Source organism: Stutzerimonas stutzeri, assembly GCF_018138085.1.
Taxonomy (GTDB): Bacteria; Pseudomonadota; Gammaproteobacteria; order Pseudomonadales; family Pseudomonadaceae; genus Stutzerimonas; species Stutzerimonas stutzeri_AI.
Window position 1 is genome coordinate 2,326,397 of record NZ_CP073105.1, and the last position, 20,615, is coordinate 2,347,011.

Here is a 20,615-nt window from a genome sequence, read left to right on the forward strand (position 1 = left end):
TAGGAGCGGGCTCTGCCCGCGATCCATGGGTTCGGTATACGCCTAGGTGCATGATCTCCGCTCCGATCGCAGGCAGAGCCTGCTCCTACACGCGATGCGAAGGCCCGAGTTCGCAAAGCGGCCATGCGGACCTGTAGGAGCGGGCTCTGCCCGCGACTCGGGGGTTCGGTTTGCGTCTCGGTGCGTGATCGCCACCTCCGATCGCAGGCAGAGCCTGCTCCTACACGCAATGTTGAAAATGCGGGTTAGTGCACCGGCCGTTGTAGGATCGCCAGCCGGTCAGTTGCCGTGTTTGCCGAAGCTCGCGTCGCGTGTGTTGACGTAGAGCGCATACAGCGAATGGCTGCTGGCCATGAACAGCCGGTTGCCCTTGCTGCCGCCGAAGCAGAGATTGGCGCAGCGCTCGGGCAGCCTGATCTTGCCGATCGCCTTGCCCTGCGGATTGAAGATCATCACGCCGTCCAGCTCCGCGGTGTTGGCTTCCTGCGCGCCAGAGCTGCCCCAGCCGCACCACAGATTGCCGTCCTCGTCGCACTTGATGCCATCCAGTGCGCCGAAGGCGGGCGCCTCGATATGCTTGCGGCGCTCGCCCAGTGTGCCGTTATCGTTGACTGGGTAGGCCCACACCAGCCGATTGGGCTCTGCGCGGCCTTCGACGACATACAGCGTCTTCTGGTCGGGCGAGAAGCACAGCCCGTTGGGGCCGGAGATCGAATCGATCACACGGGTCACAGCGCCGGTTTCGCCGTCGATGCGGTAGACGGCGTCCGGCAGCTCGGTTTGAATCTTGTGCCCTTCGTAGAAGTTGCTGGTCTGGAAGGGCGGGTCGGTGAACCAGATCGAGCCGTCCTGCCTGACCGCGAGATCGTTCGGCGAATTGAAACGCTTGCCCTCGAATGTGTCGGCCAACACCGTGATGCTGCCGTCCGGCTCGGTGCGCGTGACGCGACGGCCCTGGTCGTTGGTGGTCGAGCCTTCGCAGGCCAATAGCCGCCCTTGCAGATCGCGGCTCAGACCGTTGGAGTGGTTCGAGGGTTGGCGGTAGACGTCAAACGAGCCGGTGATCTCGTCCCAACGCATGATGCGATTTTCGGGAATGTCGCTGACCAGCAGGTAACGGCCATCGCCGACCCAGACCGGGCCCTCGGCCCAGCGCATGCCGCCGGCGAGCTTCTCGACGCTGGCGTTGAACAGCCGGTACTTGGTGAAGCTCTCGTCGAGGATTTCTACGAGTTCATCCGGGTAGCGCTGGGTCAGCGGTTCGGCAAAGGCGAGCCGGGGCAGGCCCAGGCTGCCCATCGAGGCGATTCCAGCCGATACCATCAGCGAGTTTTTCAGAAAGTCTCGGCGGGCATTGCGCGGATTGTTGCTGGCGCAATCGTCGTTCATTGCGGTCATGGCGTGCGTCCTACGTAAGTTTTATGGGCGAGCGAATCCGTTCCGCTGAGATAAGGCGGTCAGGGGGTGCGCAGGTGATCAGCGACTCGGTCGAGGCGGGCTGTGCGCGTGGCGCAACAGCGGCAGAACGCGCTCGGCAGTCGGGCGTGGCGAAGGGGGCATGCGACTATCCATTGTTATTGTTGGGTAATGTTGTCGTACAACTCGGCTTAGTATTGTCAGGGTATGGTGGCTTGTCAAAGCCGATTCTTGCTCAAACAAGAAAGCTTTTTAGCGCGGACTGACTTCTTGTTCGACATCGTATGAGTCACTTGCCTCGTTTTGTCGCGTCCTCCAAGGGCATTGCCACGTAGAATGGGCGCCTCGAAAGAATAAGGACGGCGGACGGTGAATCTGCAACAGGGCTTTGTCCTGACCCGACACTGGCGCGACACGGCGGCTGGCACCGAGGTGGAGTTCTGGCTGGCGACCGATGCCGGGCCGCGCCGGCTCCGCGTGCCGTACCAGCCTTCGGTTGCGTTTATCCCGACGGCGCAACAGCGCAAGGTCGAAATGTTGCTCAAGGGCGAGCGCGACGTCGAGTTGCGCCCATTGAGCCTGACCGACTTCCGCCATCGGCCGGTGGTTGGGCTGTATTGCAAGCAGCACCGCCAGTTGATGAATCTCGACAAGCGCCTACGCGGGGCGGGGCTCGACGTCTATGAAGGCGACATTCGCCCACCGGAGCGCTACCTGATGGAGCGTTTCATCACGGCGCCGGTCAGCTTTGCCGGCCAGCTGGATGGGCAAGGCGTGCTCGTCGAGGCGCAGATCAAGCCGGCGTCGGATTACCGGCCCCAGCTCCGGCTGGTCTCGCTGGACATCGAAACCACCATGCGCGGCGAGCTGTATTCCATTGCGCTGCAAGGCTGCGGCGAGCGTCAGGTCTATATGCTCGGCCCGGCCAACGGCGATGCCGGTGCGGTGGATTTCCGGCTGGACTATTGCGACAGCCGCAAGCAGCTGATCGAGCGCTTGAACGACTGGCTGGAGCGGCACGATCCGGATGCGATCATCGGTTGGAACCTGGTCCAGTTCGACCTTCGCGTGCTGCGAGAACAGGCCCAGCGCTATCAGGTGCCGCTGCGGCTGGGGCGCGGCGGCGAGGAGATGGCCTGGCGCGAACATGGCAGCCGCAGCAATCACTTCTTCGCCGCGGCGGCGGGTCGGCTGATCATCGACGGTATCGAGGCGTTGCGTTCGGCGACCTGGAGCTTTCCTTCGTTCAGCCTGGAAAACGTCGCGCAGACGCTACTCGGCGAGGGCAAGGCGATCGACACGCCGTATCAGCGCATGGACGAAATCAACCGTATGTTCGCCGAGGACAAGCCGGCCCTGGCGCGCTACAACCTCAAGGATTGCGAGCTGGTCACGCGGATCTTCGACAAGACCGAGCTGCTGACCTTCCTGCTCGAGCGCGCCACGGTCACCGGTCTGCCGGCCGATCGCATGGGTGGCTCGGTGGCCGCGTTCGAACATCTCTACATCCCGCTGATGCACCGCCAGGGCTTCGTCGCGCCCAATCTCGGCGAGCGGCCTCCGGAAGCCAGTCCCGGCGGCTTCGTGATGAACTCGCAGCCGGGCTTGTACGAATCGGTGCTGGTGCTGGATTACAAGAGCCTATATCCGTCGATCATCCGTACCTTTCTCATCGACCCGGTGGGGCTGGTCGAAGGCATGCGCAATCCTGACGATGGCGACTCGGTGCCGGGCTTTCGCGGCGCCCGTTTTTCACGCGATCGGCATTGCCTGCCGGCCATCGTCGAGCGTGTCTGGGAAGGGCGCGAGGCGGCCAAGCGCGAGGGCAACAAGCCGCTGTCCCAGGCGCTGAAGATCATCATGAACGCCTTCTACGGTGTGCTCGGCTCCAGCGGTTGCCGTTTTTTCGATCCGCGCCTGGCCTCGTCCATCACCCTGCGCGGCCACGAAATCATGCGCCGCACCCGCGAGCTGATCGAGTCCGAAGGCTATAGCGTGATCTACGGCGACACTGATTCGACCTTCGTCTGGCTCAAGCGCGCTCACAACGATGAAGACGCGGCGCGGATCGGCAAGCGTCTGGTTCAACTGATCAACCAGTGGTGGCGCGAACATCTGCAGCGCGAGTTCGGTCTGCAGAGTGCGCTGGAGTTGCAGTACGAGAGCCACTTCAAGCGCTTTCTGATGCCGACCATCCGCGGCGCGGAGGAGGGCAGCAAGAAGCGCTATGCCGGTCTGGTGACTCGCCCCGACGGCAGCGACGGGTTGGTGTTCAAGGGCCTGGAAACGGTGCGTACCGACTGGTCGCCACTGGCCCAGCAGTTCCAGCAGGAACTGTACCGGCGCATCTTCAACCGTGAGCCGTACCAGGACTATGTCCGTGACTACGTGCGCCGCACCCTGGCCGGTGAGCTGGACGAGTTGCTGATCCTGCGCAAGCGGTTGCGTCGACGCCTGGACGACTATGAACGCAACGTCCCGCCACACGTGCGCGCCGCCCGCATTGCCGACGAATACAACCTGCAGCAGGGCCGGCAGCGGCAGTACCAGAGTGGGGGCTGGATCAGCTATCTGATGACCGTGGGCGGCCCGGAACCTCTAGAAGTGCGGCGCGCCGCGATTGACTACGACCATTACGTGACGCGCCAGCTGCAGCCAATCGCCGACGCCATTCTGCCGTTCGTGGGCGACAGCTTCAGTGCGCTGATCGACGAGCAGCTCGGGTTGTTCTGACGGGCATTCGCGTTAGCGGACGCTAGCCATCGGAGCGGCGCGCCGTGTAGCGCTCGGCGAGGCGCTCGGCGGGCACGCCGCAGGCGAACTGCAGCGCCAACAGGCGATTGCGCAGGGAACGCCGCCACCAGCCGTCACGCTGCCAGCGCCGAGGATCGACGCGAACGCCATCGTTCAGGCGAACGAATCGGCCCCTTCGGCGCAGGCACTTCACCAGTTCGACTTCCTCGAACAGCGGCCAGGGGCTGTGCTGACCGCAGCGCTGGTAGGCTTCGGCCGTTACGAACAGTCCCTGGTCGCCGTAGGGCACACCGAAGCGGTTGCGCAGGGCGATCAGATTCTCGAGCAGGGTGCCCTGCCAGCCGGCGCTGCCGGCGAAACGGAAGCGGAAATAACCCCCTACCGCACCCGTGGCGACTGCGGCCTGCATCGAGGGCAGCGGGTTGCCATGTAGATGGGCGTCGGCGTGCAGGAACCAGAGCAGCGGATGCCGCGCATGGCTGGCGCCCAGGCGAAGCTGCATGCCGCGGCAGGGGGAGGTCGGCAGCCAGGTTACGCCGTGGCGTGCGCACAGCAAGCGGCACGGCTCGCTGCTGGCACCGTCCACGACGATGATTTCGCCATCCACCGTCGCACCCTTGAAAAGCGCGGCGAGAGCGTCCAGCAGCTGCGCCAGGGCCTGCTCATCATGCCAGCAGGGAATGATCACACTGATGGCTGGATGTTCAGGCATCGCTGCCGATTCCGAGTCGCTTGAGGGTCGCGTGCAATGCCTGGCGCGCCGGTCGCCTGTCGTCGTGCAGCACCGCGGCGAGGTGCGCCAGGTCTTCGGCGTGGTCGATGTCGAAGGATTCGCCGGCAATGGCGACGCTGTGTCCAGCCTGCCGGCATCGCTGCGCAAGGGCATCGCCGAGCCGCGGGCTGCTCCAGGGCAGCGGTTGCAGGTCCGGCCAGGGACGGTTGGATGCCATCAACACGACGCCACCGTCGCGGGCGGCGAACAGCACCGTGTCGAAACGCTGTAACAACTGAGCGACGTGCAGGTAGTCGGCCGGGCGCAGGGCTGGACAATCGCTGCCGATGAATATCAGGCTGTGCTGGCCGTCGCTGCGCAGGCCATGGTCCAGTGCGTTGATTCGCTCGCCGAGATTGCCGTCGCCTTGTGCCATGCACAGCGCCTCGCCAGCCAGTGATTGTGCCCAGCTCAGGTGCTGACGGTGGTCCGGTGCTAATACCTGCTGGCCGCGCCATTGCCGCAGGTCTTCCAGCGCGCAGGCGAGCAGCGCCTGTGCCACGGATAGCGCGGCCTCCTGTCCCAGGGTGGCTGCCAACCGCTGCTTGGCGTGGCCGAGGGCGGGTCGTTTGCAGAGCAGTACTAGGCAGGGCGGCGCTGTATCCATGACGGTCGGTTCTCCTGTCGCCGCTATGGCCGTGCAGCCTTGGCTATTCTTCGTTGAAGGTTGTTCGTTATCTGGCGATTCATGCTGACTGTAATCCTGAAATGTCCGGGGAGTCGAAACAAGACTTGGGAGCGCCATCACCATGCGTGACACCTTGCCTCTGCTCGATGCGCTGAGCTTTCCACCGATCCGCCGCGGCCGGCTGGAAGCCTTGCAGGTCAACCTGACCTACCGCTGCAATCAGCGTTGCCTGCATTGCCACGTCAACGCCGGGCCGACGCGCGAGGAGGCGATGACCGACGACAGCCTGAGCCTGCTGCATCGGGTAATCGATGCGCATCCGGTGCACACGCTCGACCTGACCGGTGGCGCGCCGGAGCTGCATCCGCGCTTTCGCGAAATCGTACGGCATGCCCGTCGCGAAGGGTTGCGCGTGATCGATCGTTGCAACCTGACCGTTCTGAGCGAGCCGGGGCAAGAAGACCTGGCCGAATTCCTGGCGGAGCAGGGTGTCGAGGTGACGGCGTCGCTGCCTTGCTATTCGCGCGATAACGTCGACCGGCAGCGCGGCGATGGCGTGTTCGACGCGAGCATCGCCGGGCTGCGTATGCTCAACGCGCTGGGGTATGGGGACGAGGCCGGCGGCTTGACCCTGAATCTGGTGTACAACCCGCAGGGCCCTGCATTGCCGCCGCCGCAGGCGCAACTGGAGGCGGACTACAAGGTGCATCTGGCCGAAGATTTCGGTATTCGCTTCAATCACCTGCTGACCATCACCAACCAGCCTATCGCCCGTTTCGGCAGTACCTTGGTGAGCAAGGGGCAGTTCAGTGATTACATGCGGCTGCTGCGCGACAGCTATCGGCCGGAGAATCTCGATGCGGTGATGTGCCGCAATCTGGTGAGCGTCGACTGGCAGGGCTATCTGTATGACTGCGACTTCAATCAGATGCTGGAACTGCCGATGACCCTTCCCGGGCTCATTAGCCGGGACCGCGCACACCTGCGCGATTTGCTCGAGCCCTCGAATCTGGACGGCAATCCCATCGTCACTCGCGATCACTGCTATGCATGTACCGCAGGGCAGGGATCGAGCTGCGGGGGCGCTTTGAAGGGTTGATTCCTCTAACCTCGCCGTTTGGAACCGACCGGAAGACCCTCAAGCGAGCATTCTGAAATGGCCTCGCAATATTCGCCGTTGCTGCGCGTTGGAATAACTGTTCAATGAACTGATTATTCGCATGCATGGTTATTCGTATGTGTAGGTAGTTGTTGAAATTATCCGTATGCGGAGTAATCTGTAGCCAGTGGCAATAATCAGGCGGAGTTGAAGATGAAACTCGAACAGGCGGTCAGCAAACCGGACATTGCTTCGCCCGAGGCAGGACGAGTAGCGCTGACGTTTTTCTTCAACCTCATGGGGTTGTGGAATTGCAGTGCCGAGCAGCAGCGGATACTGCTCGGCTCGGTGGGCAATACGACCTACTTCAAATACAAGAAACTTCCTGAAGTTCGCCTGCCGCGCGATACGCTGGAGCGCATTTCCTATTTGATGGGCATTCACAAGGCGCTGCGCATCATCTTCAGTAACCAGACGGAGCGGGCCTACGAATGGGTGCACAAGCCCAATGATGCCGCGCCGTTCAATGGCGCAAGCGCCCTCGACTACATGCTCGGTGGGCAAGTCGTCGATCTGGCCGATGTACGACGCTATCTCGACTGGGTACGGGGCTGATGCAGGAGGTCCTACCGGCCTGGCGGCGGGCTTACCGCATCGTCAACAGCTCGTTTCCGCCGCTGGCCGTGTTCGAGGACACGCTCAGCCCGGACGATCTGGAAATCGCCTTCGCGCTTGAAGCCATTACCAACGATCGCCTGCGAGAAGAGGCGGGCTCGCTACAGCGCGTCGCGCCCAGCGACCGCGTCAGCGGACCGGGTTCGACGGCAGTGATGGCCGCCTTCACCCATATTGGCAATTCCAGCCGCTTCAGCGACGGCAGCTACGGTGTCTATTACTGCGCCAGCTCGATAGACGCCGCCATCGCCGAAACCAAGTTCCATCAGGAACGTTTCCTGGCGGCGACCGGCGAAACCAACGTGGAAATCACTGTGCGTGCCTACGTCAACAAGGTCGTCAAACCCTTAATCGACGTACGCGACCTACCCGAGTTGCATCAGCCCGACCCGGCGGCCTATGGCAACAGCCAGGCATTCGCCCGAGAGCAGCGCGACGGCAAGACTTGGGGCTTGCTGTACAAAAGCGTTCGCCTGGATGGGCATGAATGCGCGGCGGCCTTTCGTCCGCGTGCCGTCTCGTTGCCGGTGCAGGGTCCGCATTTCCGCTATGTGTGGGATGCCCGTGCAGGGGCTATTACCCATGTCATGGAACTTACCGAGGTCAAGGTCTGAGGCCGAGCGCTGGATGATTCTTGAGCGTGGTCAAGTCCGTTGGCGGTCACACTGGTTAGCCTGAGCGCTCATTCTCCAGCGAAGACCGAGGCCTGCGATGGCCAAGAAATTTCCACTCAACCCGCCACATCCCGAGCGCATCTGCTGGGGGTGCGATCGTTATTGCCCAGCCGATTCGCTGGCCTGCGGCAACGGCGCCGGCAGAACCCAGCACCCGGCTGAAATGATGGGTGACGACTGGTATGAATTTGGCGACTGGGGAGACCTGATCGCGACCGACAAGGCAGGCAAGGCAGACAAGGTCAAAAGCTAGCGCCGCTGCGGCCTCAATCGGCAGAAGTGATCGCTGCCTGATCGAGCATCTGCCGCACCTTGCCGAGCAGATCGCCGATCTGGAAGGGCTTGACCACCATGTCCATTCCGGCCGCGAGAAAGCGATCACGACGCACGGCGTTTTCGGCGTAACCGGTCATGAACAGCACGGGTAATGCAGGGCGGTGGGTTCGCGCTGTGTCAGCCAGTTCCCGTCCGGAAAGCTGTGGCAGCCCCACGTCGGTCAATAGCAGGTCGATGCTGGCGTCGTCCTGCAGTACCGACAATGCCGTGGCGACATCGCCCGCCTCGCTGCATCGATAGCCGGCCTCGCTCAACATCTCGGCCACCAGCATGCGTACTGCCGGCATGTCTTCGACGATCAGGACATGCTCGCCGTTGCCTTGTGGCAGTTCATGGATCGACGCCGCGGCGGTGTGGTCAGCCATGGCTGCCGGCAGTACCAGCGATACTTCGCTGCCTTCGCCCAGGACGCTGCTCAGCCTGGCTTCGCCTCCGGATTGGCGGGCGAACCCGTAGATCGATGACAACCCGAGGCCGGTGCCTTGGCCAAGCGGCTTGGTCGTGAAGAAGGGGTCGAAGACTTTGCCAAGCACCTCCGGTGCGATACCGGTGCCGTCATCCTTGACCGTCAACACGACATAGTCGCCGTCAGCCAGATCCGCATCGCCCTCGGACCGCAACGGCGCGGTCCGGATTGTGATATTGCCGCCGCGGGGCAGGGCGTCGCGCGCATTGATGACCAGATTGAGAATTGCGCTTTCGAGCTGGTTGGCATCGACCTGTGCCACAGCGCCTTGCTCGGACAGCTCCAGATTCAGCGCTATATCCTCGCCAATGGTTCGCTGTAACAGCTCCTCGAGCGAGCGAATCTGGTCGTTGAGGTCGGCCGGGCGCGCATCCAACGGCTGCTGGCGGGCGAAGGCCAACAGCCGGTTGGTCATCGACGCGGCACTGCGGGCCGAGTTCAGCGCCGTATCGGCAAACCGCAGAACGGCATCGGTGCGGCCTTCGTGCATGCGTTTTTTCAGCAGCTCGATGCCGGTGATGATGCCGGTCAGCAGATTGTTGAAGTCGTGCGCGATGCCGCCGGTCAGCTTGCCCAGCGCGTCCATTTTCTGCGCCTGCATCAGCTGCCCTTCGGTGCGGACGCGCTCGGCGACTTCGCGGGCAAGCTCGTTGTTGGCGTTGTCGAGTTGCTGCCGTTGCGAGCGCTCGCGTTGGCGCTGCTCGGTGATGTCTTCGATGACGACCAGGCCGAGCTCGGACGCCCGATAGGGCGACACCTGCCACTTGGTTTCGCGACGCTTGCCTGTCACTTGCAAGATCAGGGTGTCTTGCCAGCGAGAACCGCTCGCCAGGCTCTCCCGCAACGCTTGCAGCTTTGCTTCCTGCCCGTCGGCAAGGCTCGCGGCCAGTGCCGTTGGCTCCGGCTCGACGGCCAGCAGCAGGGACAGCGCACGGTTGCTTTCGTGAATCCGCAGCTGTGGGTCGATGACCGCAATCGGCGCCGCGACCTGGGAGAAGATTTCACGAAACCGCGCCTCGCTTTCACGCAGCGCATGCTCGGTGTCGCGCACACGCAGCAGCGTGCGCAGGGTCGCCAGGAGCACGTCCGGATCCACGGGGTGAATGAGGTAAGCGTCGGCTCCCGCGTCCAGGCCGGTGATGATGTCGCCGGTCTGGATCGATGCTGCAGACACGTGAATGACCGGAAGCAGGCGCGTGCGGTCATCGGTCCGCAGTTGGCGCACGATGTCGAAGCCGCTCATGTCCGGCAGATTCACGTCGAGGATCAGCGCGTCGATGTCTCCGGTCGCGATCAAGCCCAGCCCTTCGGTGCCCGTTCCGGCTTCCAGCACGGCGTAACCGTGGCGTTCCAGCACCCGGCGAATCGCGTAGCGCGTGGCAGCGTTGTCATCGACGATCAGCAGCCGGGTCTTATGCTCCATCAGCGCGCTCCGTGGAAATTGCGACAGGAATGACGACGTAGAACGTCGATCCCACCCCCGGTTTGCTGTCGACGCCAACGCGGCCGCCCAGCAGTTCGGCGAAGCGCTTGCACAGGGACAATCCCAGACCGGTGCCACGCAGGCGCTTCTGCAACGGCGTGTCGATCTGCACGAAGTCCTCGAACAGGTTGCCGTGCATGTCTTGCGGAATGCCGATGCCGGTGTCCGTCACGGCGAAGCGAACCTCGCTGTCGCCCTCGGCGCAGGCGGAAATCCGCACCTCGCCGTTCTGGGTGAATTTCAGCGCATTGGAGATGAAGTTGCGCAAAATCTGTGCAAGCTTCTTGTCATCCGTATAGAGCCGCGGCATATCGTGCGGCTCCTCGAATATCAGGTCCACTGCGTTGGCATCGACGATCGGCCGAAACATCCCACGCAAGGCCGCGAACAGATCCAGCATGTCGAACCAGGCCGGCGAAATGGTGATGCGGCCGGCTTCGATCTTCGCCAGATCGAGCAAGTCGTCGACCATGTCGCTAAGCTCGCTCGCCGCGCCACTGATGAACAGGACCTGCTTATGCTGTTCGGGGCTGAGCGGGCCGTCCAGTTCATCGCTGAGCAAACGGGTAATGCTGCGGATTGAGCCCAGCGGTGTACGGAACTCGTGGCTCATGTAGGACAGGAAGCGGCTTTTCAGGTCCGAGGCCTGTCGCAGCTGTTCGGCCTGGGTGTCGAGTTCGGCATACAGCGCGAGGACGCCCTGGTTGGTTTCCTCGAGTTCGGCGCGCAGCAGATCGTTCTCGCTGCGCAGTTGTTCGATGAGGTCGTTCGTATTCGAGTCAGTCAACGATTGCCTCCAGCGCAATCACCATAACGGTCACGTCATCGCGACCACGGCAGAAGTCGCGGTGCAGCAGCGCAGCAATGATGGCCGGGTGACGATGCACCAGACCGGGGTAGTCGCGCAGATCCCAACGCGACTGGAGCCCATCGCTGTACATGACCAGAAGCTGCGCCGCATCGACCGGATAATCGAATGCGACGGCCTTGCGAAATTGAGAGCCGACGATGCCTGGGTGAGACGCCATGCCGCGACTCTTTTCAGCGTTCAGCAGGCAGGCCCCGATGTTGCCGATGCCGGCGAAACGCACCTTGTCGGCGTCATACAGGGCGATAGCCGCTGCGCCACCGCGTGAGCCGGTCATCGCCTGGTGCATGTCGAGCATGCTGACCGTCGGGTCGGCGAACGGGTCCATGGCGAAAGCGGCAGCGCCGGCCAGGCCGGCCTCTTCAGCGTCTTCGCCATGTCCGATGCCGTCGATGACCAGCGCACTGAGCCGTGTACCCTCGACAGCCAGGTGCCAGACGTCGCCACAGGCCGGATCGTTTTTCAGGGAGTGCTGGCTGACGCCGAACCGAAGTGGCAGGGCCGATACGTGGCGTGGGTAAAGCTGCGCCAGTACCACCGAGCCTCTGCTGTCGGAATGGATATCGAACAGCTGGGCTTGACGCGAGAGAGCACCGAGCCCGGTTCCCTGGGTGCCACCGGTGGAGAAACCATCGGCCAGGCACTCGTTGGGGTTGAAGCCGGGGCCACGGTCGATGGCGATCAGCTCGATTCCCTGTCCACTTTGTGCCGGTATCGCACGCAGGTGCAAAGCGCCATGGTGCGCGTGTTTCAGCAGGTTGGTGGCCAGCTCCGTGGCGACCAGGGCGACGCGTCCGGCATCGGTCTCATCGAATGCGAGCTCGACTGCCAGCGATTGCGCGACGCGCCGCGCATGGCCGATCTGGCTTTCGTCCTCGATCGGCAGGACGGTGGTCATCGAGCCCTGAATGTTCATGACCATTTGGTAATGCTGATGCGTGTGCCGACGCCGGGAGTACTGGCGAGCTCGAAGTCGTCCACCAGGCGCTTGGCGCCGGTCAGTCCAAGCCCGAGACCACCACCGGAGGTCCAGCCGTCGGTCAATGCCAGTTTGATGTCGGCGATGCCAGGACCTTCGTCGCGAAAGGTCAGCCGAATACCGCTGCGCGGACCTTCGTAGAGCACTTCCCAGTCCATATCGCCACCGCCGCCGTAGACGACGGTGTTACGGGCCAGCTCGCTGACGGCGGTGACCAGCTTGGTCTGGTCGATCAGGCGCATGCCGCAATCCTGCGCCAGCTTGCGGACCGCCTGGCGCGCGAGCACCACATCCTGCTCGATCCGTACCGGTGTGCTGCCGCTGCTGCGCACGGTCATTTTTCAGCCATCCTCTTGTGCAGCAGCTGCATTCCGCGTTCAACGTTAAGCGCCGTGCTGACGCCCTGCAGCGTCAGACCCAGCTCGACCAAGGTGATCGCCACCGCCGGCTGCATACCGACCACAACGGTCTCGGCGTCCATGATGCTGGACAAGCCCGAGATTGAACTGATCATGCGGCCGATGAAGGAATCGACCATGTCCAGCGCCGAGATGTCGATCAGCACCGCTTTGGCAGACGTGGCGCTGATGCGCTCGGCCAGGTCGTCCTGCAGCGTCATGGCCAGTTGGTCGTGCATATCGACCTGAATGGTGACGAGCAGGAACTCGCCCATTCGCAGTATTGGGATGCGCTCCATTACACCGCCTTGCTGACAGTCAGCCCGGAGCGCCGCAGTGCCAGCGCCAGTGCATCGGCCAGGGAAGCCTTGGTGACGATGCCCTGCAGGTCGAGACCCAGGTGCACAATGGTCTGGGCGATCTGTGGGCGTACACCGCTGATGATGCAGTCAGCGCCCATCAGGCGGATGGCCGTGACAGTCTTGAGCAGGTGCTGAGCCACCAGGGTGTCCACGGTCGGCACGCCGGTGATGTCGATGATGGCGATTTCCGAACCTGTGTCGACGATGCGCTGCAGCAGCGACTCCATCACCACCTGGGTGCGTTGCGAATCGAGGGTGCCGATCATCGGCAGGGCGAGGACGCCGTCCCACAGCTTGACCACCGGCGTGGACAGCTCGAGCAGCTCTTCCTGCTGACGCTTGATCACCGCCTCGCGGGATTTCTGGAACGTGCGCACCGTGTGCAGACCGAGCTGGTCGATCAGCTCCGACAGCGCCCAGAGCTGCTCGGCCAGCAGCGCCGGTTCATCGGCGTATTCGGTCTGCAGCAGGGGCATCAATGGGCGTTTGAACGAGAAGATGAAACCCGCGGTTTGCTGCGAATCGAACCCCAGCAGTACGCGGCTGTGCGACAGCTGTTCGAGGAACTGGCGCATGTCTTCCCAGTTGCCCGCCCGGAGATCGGTGGTTTCGGACTGACCGGCGCCCTCGATCAGCAACCGAATGAAGTCGGCCGTCTGCTGGCGAAACTCTTCGATCTTGACGTTGCGGTACATGCCGCTGGCTTCGAGTTCACGGGTCCAGCTATCGAGCAGCTCATGCTCTTTCTTGGCAATCACGTTGAATGTGCGTTGTTGCAACGAGACCATTGGCGCGGGTCCTTATGGGAGATGCAGCGTCGGGTTTGATCCGTATTGCCGATAGGCGTTCCTGTGGGGCAGAACGACTTTTGGCCGCTAGCGGCCAGGCGGCACGGATTCACTGGCAAGCTGTACAGAACGGAACGAGTCGAGGGCTAATCGATCGCGCTCGGCGGCGCGTGAAAGCCGGGGTGGATCGCATTGCCGGTGGCAAAGTGCTCGCATTTCGCCTCAAGTTGAAAGCCCGGTCAAGCTCCGGGCTCGTCTGAGCCGACCGTTTGGCAGATAACTCTGTGTATTGACTTCAGGGTTCGACAAACGAACCGACAACAGAATGGAGCAGCCACGGCCAGGCAGGGGCAGCCGCCAACCTGCATTTGATAAATGGCACTTCGCCTTTATCGATTCTTCGGTCAATATCAGCGCCCCTTACCCAGGAAGACAGACCGATGCTGGTCGGAAGCTATAACAACATTCTCGTTTTCTTCTCGTTTGTTGTTGCCATGTTGGCCTCTTACACGACGCTGGACATGGCCGGTCGGGTTGCGACTTCAACCGGTCGCGCGGCGAGGTGGTGGCTGCTCGGTGGTGCGTTTTCGATGGGCCTGGGGATCTGGTCGATGCACTTCATCGGCATGCTGGCCTTCAGCCTGGCAATCCCGCTGGGTTATGACCCTTCGATTACCGCCGGCTCGCTGGTCATCGCCATCGGTGCTTCTGCGCTGGCGTTATGGCTGGTCTGTCAACACGAGCTGCCATGGACTCGCCTGGTGCAAGGAGCGCTACTGATCGGAGCCGGCATCTCAGCGATGCACTACAGCGGGATGGCCGCGCTGCGCATTCAGCCCGGTATCGTTTATGACATCGCCTGGCTGACCGCATCGGTGGTGGTTGCCGTCATTGCGTCGGGCGCTGCGCTATGGCTGGCCTTCCGGCTGCGCTCCAATCTGCAGCATGTGCGGGCCTGGCGCAGCGCCGCCGCGCTGGTGATGGGTCTGGCCATCGTCGGCATGCACTACACCGGCATGGCCGCGGCGGGCTTCCCGGAGGGCAGCTTCTGCGGAGCGGCCAACGGCGTGAACACCAACTGGCTGGCCCTGCTGGTCATCGTGCTGACCCTCGCGGTGCTGGCGATCACCCTGATCGTCTCGGTGCTCGATGCGCGCCTGCAGGCGCGTACTTCGGTGCTGGCTTCCTCGCTGGAAAAGGCCAACTCCGAACTGATGCAGTTGGCGCTGCATGACAATCTGACCCGCCTGCCGAACCGCTTGCTGTTGGAAGATCGCCTGAGCCAGGCGCTGAAAGTGGCACAGCGCGAGCGCAGCTGCTTCGCTGTGATGTTCATGGACCTGGACGGGTTCAAGGCGGTGAACGACGCCTATGGTCACCACCTGGGCGACCAGTTGCTTATAGGCGTGACTGAGCGCCTGCGGGCCTGCGTGCGTGCCCAGGACACGCTGGCACGCCTCGGTGGAGACGAATTCGTATTACTGGCCGCCATCTCCAGTCCGGACGATGCCGCGACTCTCGCCGAGAAACTGGTGCAGTGCATCAGCGAGCCCTTCGTACTGTCGCGCTACACGTTGAGCGTCTCGCTGAGTATCGGCATCGCCGTGTACCCGGACGACGGCGATGCCGAACGAGACCTTCTGCTACACGCCGATGCCGCGATGTACCACACCAAAAGCGCGGGCCGGAACGGATACAGCTTCTTCGAAGCGTCGATGAATGCGAACGCGGTGGAGCACCTGCAATTGCTCCACGAGCTACGGCTCGCCGAGGCCAATGCCGAGCTGCGCCTGTACTACCAACCCAAATTCGAAGCGCCCGCCGGCCCGGTCCGCGGCTTCGAGGCGTTGCTGCGCTGGCAGCACCCACGGCGCGGCATGCTGTCGCCAGACGTGTTCCTGCCGATGGCGGAAAAGACCGGATTGATCGTCCCGATCGGCAAGTGGGTACTGAACGAGGCCTGCCGGCAGCTGCGTGAATGGCACGAGCGGGGGCTAAGCCACTGGACGGTCGCGGTGAACCTGTCGGCCGTGCAGTTCGAGCAGCCGGATCTGCTGGAGGTGGTCATCGAGGCTATCGAACGCCACAGCATCCCGCCGGAGATGCTGACAATAGAAGTGACCGAAACGGTGGCCATGCGCAACCCGGAAACCACCATCGAAACGCTGGAGAAACTGACGGCGATGGGCGTCAAGGCGTCCATCGATGACTTCGGCACCGGCTATTCGAGCCTGCTCTATCTCAAGCGACTGCCGGCCAGCGAACTGAAAATAGACCGGGCGTTCGTCAAGGAAATGAGCGTCGGCAATGAAGATTCCGTCATCGTCTCGGCGATTATCGCGCTGGCCAAGGCGTTGGGACTTCAGGTGGTTGCCGAAGGCGTGGAAACCGCCGAGCAGCAGCACTTCCTGACCGGCCTTGGCTGCGAGACGCTCCAGGGCTTTCTGCTGGATCGTCCGATGACGCCGACGCAGATCCTCGCACGAATCGACCAGGTACAACCGGGAGAGTCGACCTTCGCGACGCAGCGGTTACCCCAGCCCGAGCCGGCCTGATTCGAGCGAGGGCAGGCTTCAGAACCAGCGGTCGTTGCGTTTGCGGCCGCGCGTCATGGCTGGAATGATCAAGCCGGCCAGCAGCCCTGCGCCGGCGATGCTGCCGCCATACACCATGTAGCGCATCAGCACCTGATTGTTTTCATCGCCCAGCCGAGCCTCGGCATCGCGCAGTTCCGATTCAGTGGCGGTCAGCGCTTCGTCCAGCGCCTTGCGCCGTGCCTCCAGCTCATCGATGAGAGCCTTGCGTGAGTCGAGGGTTTCCTGCATGCCCTGGACGCGCGTTTTCCAACTGTCGTCGATGGTCTTCAACTGCTCACTGAGTTCGGCGACCTTCTGTTCCAGCTCGGGTACGCGCTCCGCTTGTCCGGGAACTTCCTGCAGGTCACTGGTGCGAATCCAGACGCGGTCGCCGTTTTCGCCGCGGACCTGGCTGTAGTCACCGCTGGTTTCGAGCAGCTCGACCTTCTGCCCGGAACTGAGGCTGCCGACGATGCGATAGCCATCGGTTGGGCCACTGCGTACGTAGGTGCTCAAGGTGTCGCTGACCCAGCGATCATTGGATTGCTGGGCCTGGGCTGGCGACATGACCGCCAGCAATGCGCCGAGCAGCCCGGCGCAAAGGGCGCGCTGGCTAGTCGACAGGGAAACAGGGGATGGATGTGAATCGGAACGACAGGATAAGAGCATGGTGGTCTTCGCGCTGACTGATGAAGGCCCGGTGGATGGGCCAAAAAACATAGATGAACCGGGCTGACGAAACCGCCAGAATGCCTGCTGCAAACGAAATAAAGGCAGGCATGCCGGATGTACTGATCGTGGTTGGGAGGATGCATTCCCCCGAGGCGTGACCGGGCGCCTCACGTAGTGCCGCAGCCAGGACTGACAATAAGAAACCTGCCAGGTTCACCAGAAATTCATCTTTTTATGCTGGGGCGGTCGCCGTTGGGGTCCGGCATGCCTGTCTGGATGCCAGCATGAAGCGTTAGCGCAGCCGGGTTTCGGTGCAGTTGTCGGTCGCTATAAAACCTCGATCCGTTGCGCCCTGATCAGCACTTGTTCCTGACGAAAGCGTCGTTCCAATGTGGCGCGATAGCTTTGCCACCAGCCACGATCGAGCTCGGCCGTCATCACTTCGTATATCAGCAGATCGTCGCGCACCGCGTGGCTGGAATCTTCTTGCCACAGGCCTTTGGCGGGCGCGCGGGTATGCGCGGTCAGGCCGCCGAACTGCTCGAGCAGTTCTTCCCGGACCTGGGCAAACAGTATGTTCGGCATTGGGTTGCTGGTCGTTGTCGTACAGCGGCAAGAGAAGATGGATCAGGTGCATATCGGTCTCCGAGCGCAGTGGGCGGTGCTTCTTGGACCTCCGACGCTGACGCCCAGCGTTGCGGTGCGGACGGACGGGTATCCGGGCGGCTAACCCCGGACGATTAACAGGTGGGTGTCGCCGCAGCCGGTCTACAGCGTTCGGCTGATGGGCGGAGACGAATTTGCCGGCGCCTACGGACTCCAACCCAGATAAGAACCTGCTGGAGGTAGTCGAAGATGGAAACGTCATATCCCTCGGTAAGTGCGCTGCAGAAGGCTCAGGACATCACGTCACGCTGGGCCGACGGCGAACTGGGTGCCGAAGAAGCGCAGCACGGGCTCAAGGCCGTGTTCGATGGGTGGCAACCGGGTGAGGCGAGTTCGGAAACCGAGCGGATTGCCGAGACCTCTCTGAGCGCGGCACGGATCGCCTTCCAGGACTGGCAGCAGCGCGGCGAGAATTGCGAAGAGCTGGTGACCCAGCTGCGCTGGATTCTTGACCCGTCGAAAGACGGCATCGCCGATCCCGCCCTCAACGTCTACGCGCCCCAGCGTCCCGAATGAGCAGCACCGGATTCAGCGCGTCAGCAATATGAGCACAGTGACCGCCAGCGCCAGTGACATACCTTTCCAGAACAGCACGGGGTTGCGCTCCATCAGTGGCGGCCGCGCCTTGTTGAGAAAGGCCTGGTTGGGCTGACGCAATTCGAACACGAATTCCGAGAGGTCTTCGTAGCGCTTGTACGGATCGGGATGCAGCGCCTTGCGCAGCACGTCGTCGATCCAGGCCGGAACCGGTACTTCTCGGTCATGTTCGCGAATCGGGCGGTAGCTGAGTCTGTTCTGTGCGGCGCGGGTGCGGCACTGCGCGACCTGCAGGCCATAAGGCAGTTTGCCGGTCAGCATCTGATAGGTGATGACCGCTAGCGAGAACATGTCGGAGCGTGGCGTGCCGCTTTCGCCAAGGAAATATTCCGGTGCTGTGTACTGAGCCGTGCCGAGCAACTCGCTGCGCTCGGTCGGCGAGGCGATTTCCATGATGCCGGCGACGCGCGTCGAGCCGAAATCGATGATTTTCACCGTGCCGGTCGCGTCGATCATGATGTTCTCGGGGCGTAGATCCTGATGCAGCATTTCCAGCCGGTGAAAGGCTCGCAAGCCCTTGGCGATCTGCTCGACGATGCCGCGAACCGTCTCCAGATCCGGTTGCGGATGGTCGGTCATCCACTGCGTCAGCGTCTGGCCGTCGATGAACTCGCTGACGCTGTAGAGAAAGTTGCGCTTGCGCGTCTGCCGGCACGGCTGGGCGACGTGTGCGCTATTGATACGCCGCGCGACCCATTCCTCGGTGAGGAAGCGCTCCAGATAAGCCACATCCTGTTGCAGATCCATCGATGGCGTCTTGATGATCACCGGCGTGTCGCTGTCATCGTCGGTCGCCAGGTAGACGTGGCTGCGGCTGCTGGCATGCACCTCCCGAACGATGGTGTAGCCATCGAACCGCGTACGTGCCTCCAGCGCGGGCGGGAAGGGCAACTCGGTGAGTTGCTGGTACAGCTCGTCGGCTTGCTGCAGGGGCAGGGCGTCGATGCGCAGGATCTGCACCGTGAGGTTGTCGTCGCTGCCCTGGTCCAGTGCTTGTTCGACGATGGCTCGGGCGGCAGCGTCCAGGTCGTCGGGGTGATGAGCGATGGCGCCGATCATCGACGCCGCGCTGATGTACTCGTAGACCCCGTCGGTAGCGAGGATGAAGGTGTCGCCGACGTCGACCGACTCGGCGCGGTAATCCAGGTCCAGCTGCGGATGAATGCCTAGCGCCCGGCTCAGGTAGCTCTTGTCCTCGCCCAGCCACAGCCGGTGATCCTGGGTCAGTTGTTCGAGCGCCGTGCCGTGGACCCGATAGATGCGCGAGTCGCCGGCGTGGAAGAGGTGCGCGGTAGTCGATTTGATCACCAGCGCGCTGAAGGTGCAGACGTAGCCGCGGTCCTTGTCGTAGCGATATTGGCTCTGCTGACTTTGCGCGTGCAGCCAGGAGTTGGTCGCCATCAAGACCCGCTGCGCGGAGGTCTTGACCGACCAGGCGTCCGAGGTGCAGTAGTAGTCGGCGAAGAATCCGCTGACTGCCGATTCGCTGGCGATATGGCTGACCGCGCTGCTGCTAATGCCATCGGACACGGCGAGGGCGACACCCTTGCTGCTCAGTTGGGGTTCATTGGGGATCGTGGCCCCGTGGAAATCCTGGTTGGTTTCCTTCACGCCTTTGTCGGTGTGTTGGCCCACCGAAACTTTTAATCGAGTGCTCATATGGGATTCGTGGGTTGTTAGGCGTGGATGGTTGGTGGCCGGGTGAATGGTCGGCGTTCGGCTGAACTCCGCAGCCCCTCACCCCAACCCTCTCCCCAGAGGGGAGAGGGGGCGGTCCGAGTTGTTTGACGGGGACGTGGCTGGGCTGCAGTTCTGGCGGACGCAACAGTTCGGCAGGCTCGGTGCTTGGCGTCCTCTGCCCAGCGCCAGCGCGGTCGGCGCTCGGCATTCGGCTGAAGTCCGCAGCCCCTCACCCCGGCCCTCTCCCCGGAGGGGCGAGGGGGCAGTCCGAGTTGTTTGAGAGTGAGTGGTTGGTCTGCAGGTCTGGCGGACGCAACAGTTCGGCAGGCTCGGTGCTTGGCGTCTTCTGCCCAGCGCCAGCGCGGTCGGCGCTCGGCATTCGGCTGAACTCCGCAGCCCCTCACCCCGGCCCTCTCCCCGGAGGGGCGAGGGGGCAGTCCGAGTTGTTTGGAGTGAGTGGTTGGTCTGCAGGTCTGGCGGACGCAACAGTTCGGCAGGCTCGGTGCTTGGCGTCTTCTGTCCAGCGCCAGCGCGGTCGGCGCTCGGCATTCGGCTGAACATCGTTGCCCCTCACCCCAGCCCTCTCCCCGGAGGGGCGAGGGGCGGTCCGAGTTGTTTGACGGGGATGTGGCTGGGCTGCAGGTCTGATGGAAGGAGAACTTCGCCTTGCTCAGTGCGTATGACTGCGCAGATCTGGCTCCCTCTCCCCTTTGGGGAGAGGGCTGG

Annotated in this window: 19 protein-coding genes; 7 read left to right on the plus strand and 12 right to left on the minus strand. The window is 62.8% G+C overall.

What is annotated here, in order from left to right; genetic code table 11:
- Nucleotides 1-279 precede the first annotated feature (279 nt).
- Nucleotides 280-1,398, minus strand: a complete 1,119-nt coding sequence (locus KCX70_RS10805; protein ID WP_392604077.1) for an SMP-30/gluconolactonase/LRE family protein — start codon at nucleotides 1,396-1,398, stop codon at nucleotides 280-282.
- 387 nt (nucleotides 1,399-1,785) lie between these two features.
- On the opposite strand from KCX70_RS10805, the gene KCX70_RS10810 reads away from it, so the two are divergent.
- The gene (locus KCX70_RS10810) at nucleotides 1,786-4,149 is read left to right on the plus strand and encodes a DNA polymerase II (protein WP_212620171.1); all 2,364 of its coding nucleotides are present in this window, start codon (nucleotides 1,786-1,788) and stop codon (nucleotides 4,147-4,149) included.
- 22 nt (nucleotides 4,150-4,171) lie between these two features.
- On the opposite strand, the gene KCX70_RS10815 is transcribed toward KCX70_RS10810, so the two are convergent.
- Nucleotides 4,172-4,882, minus strand: coding sequence for a TIGR04283 family arsenosugar biosynthesis glycosyltransferase (locus tag KCX70_RS10815; protein ID WP_212620172.1), 711 nt, complete (start codon nucleotides 4,880-4,882; stop codon nucleotides 4,172-4,174).
- Complete coding sequence (locus KCX70_RS10820) at nucleotides 4,875-5,549, minus strand: TIGR04282 family arsenosugar biosynthesis glycosyltransferase (protein WP_212620173.1); 675 nt, start codon at nucleotides 5,547-5,549, stop codon at nucleotides 4,875-4,877. Before KCX70_RS10820 ends, KCX70_RS10815 begins: the two co-directional genes overlap by 8 nt.
- A 142-nt stretch (nucleotides 5,550-5,691) precedes the next feature.
- Between KCX70_RS10820 and arsS the strand changes: the two genes are divergently transcribed.
- From arsS to KCX70_RS10840, 4 genes are all read left to right on the plus strand, one after another.
- On the plus strand, nucleotides 5,692-6,669 hold the full coding sequence (gene arsS / locus KCX70_RS10825; RefSeq protein ID WP_212620174.1) for an arsenosugar biosynthesis radical SAM (seleno)protein ArsS: 978 nt from the start codon (nucleotides 5,692-5,694) through the stop codon (nucleotides 6,667-6,669).
- Nucleotides 6,670-6,882: 213 nt separating this feature from the next.
- Entirely contained in the window at nucleotides 6,883-7,284 is a 402-nt protein-coding gene (locus KCX70_RS10830) for an MbcA/ParS/Xre antitoxin family protein (RefSeq protein WP_102851475.1), read from the plus strand.
- Entirely contained in the window at nucleotides 7,284-7,958 is a 675-nt protein-coding gene (locus KCX70_RS10835) for an RES family NAD+ phosphorylase (protein ID WP_212620175.1), read from the plus strand. The genes KCX70_RS10830 and KCX70_RS10835 overlap by 1 nt, the downstream gene beginning before the upstream one ends.
- Before the next feature lie 97 nt (nucleotides 7,959-8,055).
- The gene (locus KCX70_RS10840; protein WP_021208123.1) at nucleotides 8,056-8,271 is read left to right on the plus strand and encodes a DUF3079 domain-containing protein; all 216 of its coding nucleotides are present in this window, start codon (nucleotides 8,056-8,058) and stop codon (nucleotides 8,269-8,271) included.
- A 13-nt stretch (nucleotides 8,272-8,284) separates the two neighbouring features.
- Here KCX70_RS10840 and KCX70_RS10845 read toward each other — a convergent pair whose 3' ends face one another.
- From KCX70_RS10845 to KCX70_RS10870, 6 genes are read right to left on the minus strand one after another with little or no spacing between them, the layout of a single operon-like run.
- Nucleotides 8,285-10,243 carry a response regulator gene (locus tag KCX70_RS10845; RefSeq protein ID WP_212620176.1) on the minus strand — a complete coding sequence of 653 codons (1,959 nt, stop codon included), beginning with the start codon at nucleotides 10,241-10,243 and terminating at the stop codon, nucleotides 8,285-8,287.
- On the minus strand, nucleotides 10,233-11,090 hold the full coding sequence (locus tag KCX70_RS10850) for a sensor histidine kinase (protein WP_102845956.1): 858 nt from the start codon (nucleotides 11,088-11,090) through the stop codon (nucleotides 10,233-10,235). The genes KCX70_RS10845 and KCX70_RS10850 overlap by 11 nt, the downstream gene beginning before the upstream one ends.
- Entirely contained in the window at nucleotides 11,083-12,087 is a 1,005-nt protein-coding gene (locus tag KCX70_RS10855) for an ATP-binding protein (protein WP_212620320.1), read from the minus strand. Before KCX70_RS10855 ends, KCX70_RS10850 begins: the two co-directional genes overlap by 8 nt.
- On the minus strand, nucleotides 12,084-12,488 hold the full coding sequence (locus KCX70_RS10860; RefSeq protein WP_212620177.1) for an anti-sigma regulatory factor: 405 nt from the start codon (nucleotides 12,486-12,488) through the stop codon (nucleotides 12,084-12,086). The genes KCX70_RS10855 and KCX70_RS10860 overlap by 4 nt, the downstream gene beginning before the upstream one ends.
- Entirely contained in the window at nucleotides 12,485-12,847 is a 363-nt protein-coding gene (locus tag KCX70_RS10865) for an STAS domain-containing protein (protein WP_031311002.1), read from the minus strand. The genes KCX70_RS10860 and KCX70_RS10865 overlap by 4 nt, the downstream gene beginning before the upstream one ends.
- Nucleotides 12,847-13,698 (minus strand): STAS domain-containing protein, encoded by an 852-nt coding sequence (locus KCX70_RS10870; protein ID WP_212620178.1) that lies wholly within the window; start codon nucleotides 13,696-13,698, stop codon nucleotides 12,847-12,849. The genes KCX70_RS10865 and KCX70_RS10870 overlap by 1 nt, the downstream gene beginning before the upstream one ends.
- 440 nt (nucleotides 13,699-14,138) lie before the next feature.
- Here KCX70_RS10870 and KCX70_RS10875 point away from each other — a divergent pair, with 440 nt between their 5' ends.
- A complete protein-coding gene (locus tag KCX70_RS10875) occupies nucleotides 14,139-16,253 on the plus strand; it encodes a putative bifunctional diguanylate cyclase/phosphodiesterase (protein ID WP_212620179.1) in 2,115 nt (704 codons plus the stop codon).
- An 18-nt stretch (nucleotides 16,254-16,271) separates the two neighbouring features.
- On the opposite strand, the gene KCX70_RS10880 is transcribed toward KCX70_RS10875, so the two are convergent.
- The gene (locus KCX70_RS10880) at nucleotides 16,272-16,943 is read right to left on the minus strand and encodes a TIGR04211 family SH3 domain-containing protein (RefSeq protein ID WP_212620180.1); all 672 of its coding nucleotides are present in this window, start codon (nucleotides 16,941-16,943) and stop codon (nucleotides 16,272-16,274) included.
- A gap of 330 nt (nucleotides 16,944-17,273) precedes the next feature.
- The gene (locus tag KCX70_RS10885; protein WP_336512532.1) at nucleotides 17,274-17,531 is read right to left on the minus strand and encodes a hypothetical protein; all 258 of its coding nucleotides are present in this window, start codon (nucleotides 17,529-17,531) and stop codon (nucleotides 17,274-17,276) included.
- Between the two features lie 270 nt (nucleotides 17,532-17,801).
- On the opposite strand from KCX70_RS10885, the gene KCX70_RS10890 reads away from it, so the two are divergent.
- The gene (locus KCX70_RS10890) at nucleotides 17,802-18,128 is read left to right on the plus strand and encodes a hypothetical protein (protein ID WP_021208133.1); all 327 of its coding nucleotides are present in this window, start codon (nucleotides 17,802-17,804) and stop codon (nucleotides 18,126-18,128) included.
- A gap of 12 nt (nucleotides 18,129-18,140) precedes the next feature.
- Here the strand turns inward: KCX70_RS10890 and KCX70_RS10895 are convergent, their stop codons facing one another.
- Nucleotides 18,141-19,868, minus strand: coding sequence for a bifunctional protein-serine/threonine kinase/phosphatase (locus KCX70_RS10895; protein WP_212620181.1), 1,728 nt, complete (start codon nucleotides 19,866-19,868; stop codon nucleotides 18,141-18,143).
- Between the last annotated feature and the right edge of the window lie 747 nt (nucleotides 19,869-20,615).

Bases quoted from the DNA above. Each gene is read 5' to 3' on its own strand.
- KCX70_RS10890 (WP_021208133.1), top strand. From the start codon at position 17,802: ATGGAAACGTCATATCCCTCGGTAAGTGCGCTGCAGAAGGCTCAGGAC.
- KCX70_RS10820 (WP_212620173.1), bottom strand. From the start codon at position 5,549: ATGGATACAGCGCCGCCCTGCCTAGTACTGCTCTGCAAACGACCCGCC.
- KCX70_RS10855 (WP_212620320.1), bottom strand. From the start codon at position 12,087: ATGAACATTCAGGGCTCGATGACCACCGTCCTGCCGATCGAGGACGAA.
- KCX70_RS10840 (WP_021208123.1), top strand. From the start codon at position 8,056: ATGGCCAAGAAATTTCCACTCAACCCGCCACATCCCGAGCGCATCTGC.
- KCX70_RS10845 (WP_212620176.1), bottom strand. From the start codon at position 10,243: ATGGAGCATAAGACCCGGCTGCTGATCGTCGATGACAACGCTGCCACG.
- KCX70_RS10830 (WP_102851475.1), top strand. From the start codon at position 6,883: ATGAAACTCGAACAGGCGGTCAGCAAACCGGACATTGCTTCGCCCGAG.
- KCX70_RS10815 (WP_212620172.1), bottom strand. From the start codon at position 4,882: ATGCCTGAACATCCAGCCATCAGTGTGATCATTCCCTGCTGGCATGAT.
- KCX70_RS10880 (WP_212620180.1), bottom strand. From the start codon at position 16,943: ATGCTCTTATCCTGTCGTTCCGATTCACATCCATCCCCTGTTTCCCTG.
- KCX70_RS10875 (WP_212620179.1), top strand. From the start codon at position 14,139: ATGCTGGTCGGAAGCTATAACAACATTCTCGTTTTCTTCTCGTTTGTT.
- KCX70_RS10835 (WP_212620175.1), top strand. From the start codon at position 7,284: ATGCAGGAGGTCCTACCGGCCTGGCGGCGGGCTTACCGCATCGTCAAC.
- KCX70_RS10885 (WP_336512532.1), bottom strand. From the start codon at position 17,531: ATGCCGAACATACTGTTTGCCCAGGTCCGGGAAGAACTGCTCGAGCAG.
- KCX70_RS10895 (WP_212620181.1), bottom strand. From the start codon at position 19,868: ATGAGCACTCGATTAAAAGTTTCGGTGGGCCAACACACCGACAAAGGC.
- arsS (WP_212620174.1), top strand. From the start codon at position 5,692: ATGCGTGACACCTTGCCTCTGCTCGATGCGCTGAGCTTTCCACCGATC.
- KCX70_RS10860 (WP_212620177.1), bottom strand. From the start codon at position 12,488: ATGACCGTGCGCAGCAGCGGCAGCACACCGGTACGGATCGAGCAGGAT.
- KCX70_RS10870 (WP_212620178.1), bottom strand. From the start codon at position 13,698: ATGGTCTCGTTGCAACAACGCACATTCAACGTGATTGCCAAGAAAGAG.
- KCX70_RS10805 (WP_392604077.1), bottom strand. From the start codon at position 1,398: ATGACCGCAATGAACGACGATTGCGCCAGCAACAATCCGCGCAATGCC.
- KCX70_RS10865 (WP_031311002.1), bottom strand. From the start codon at position 12,847: ATGGAGCGCATCCCAATACTGCGAATGGGCGAGTTCCTGCTCGTCACC.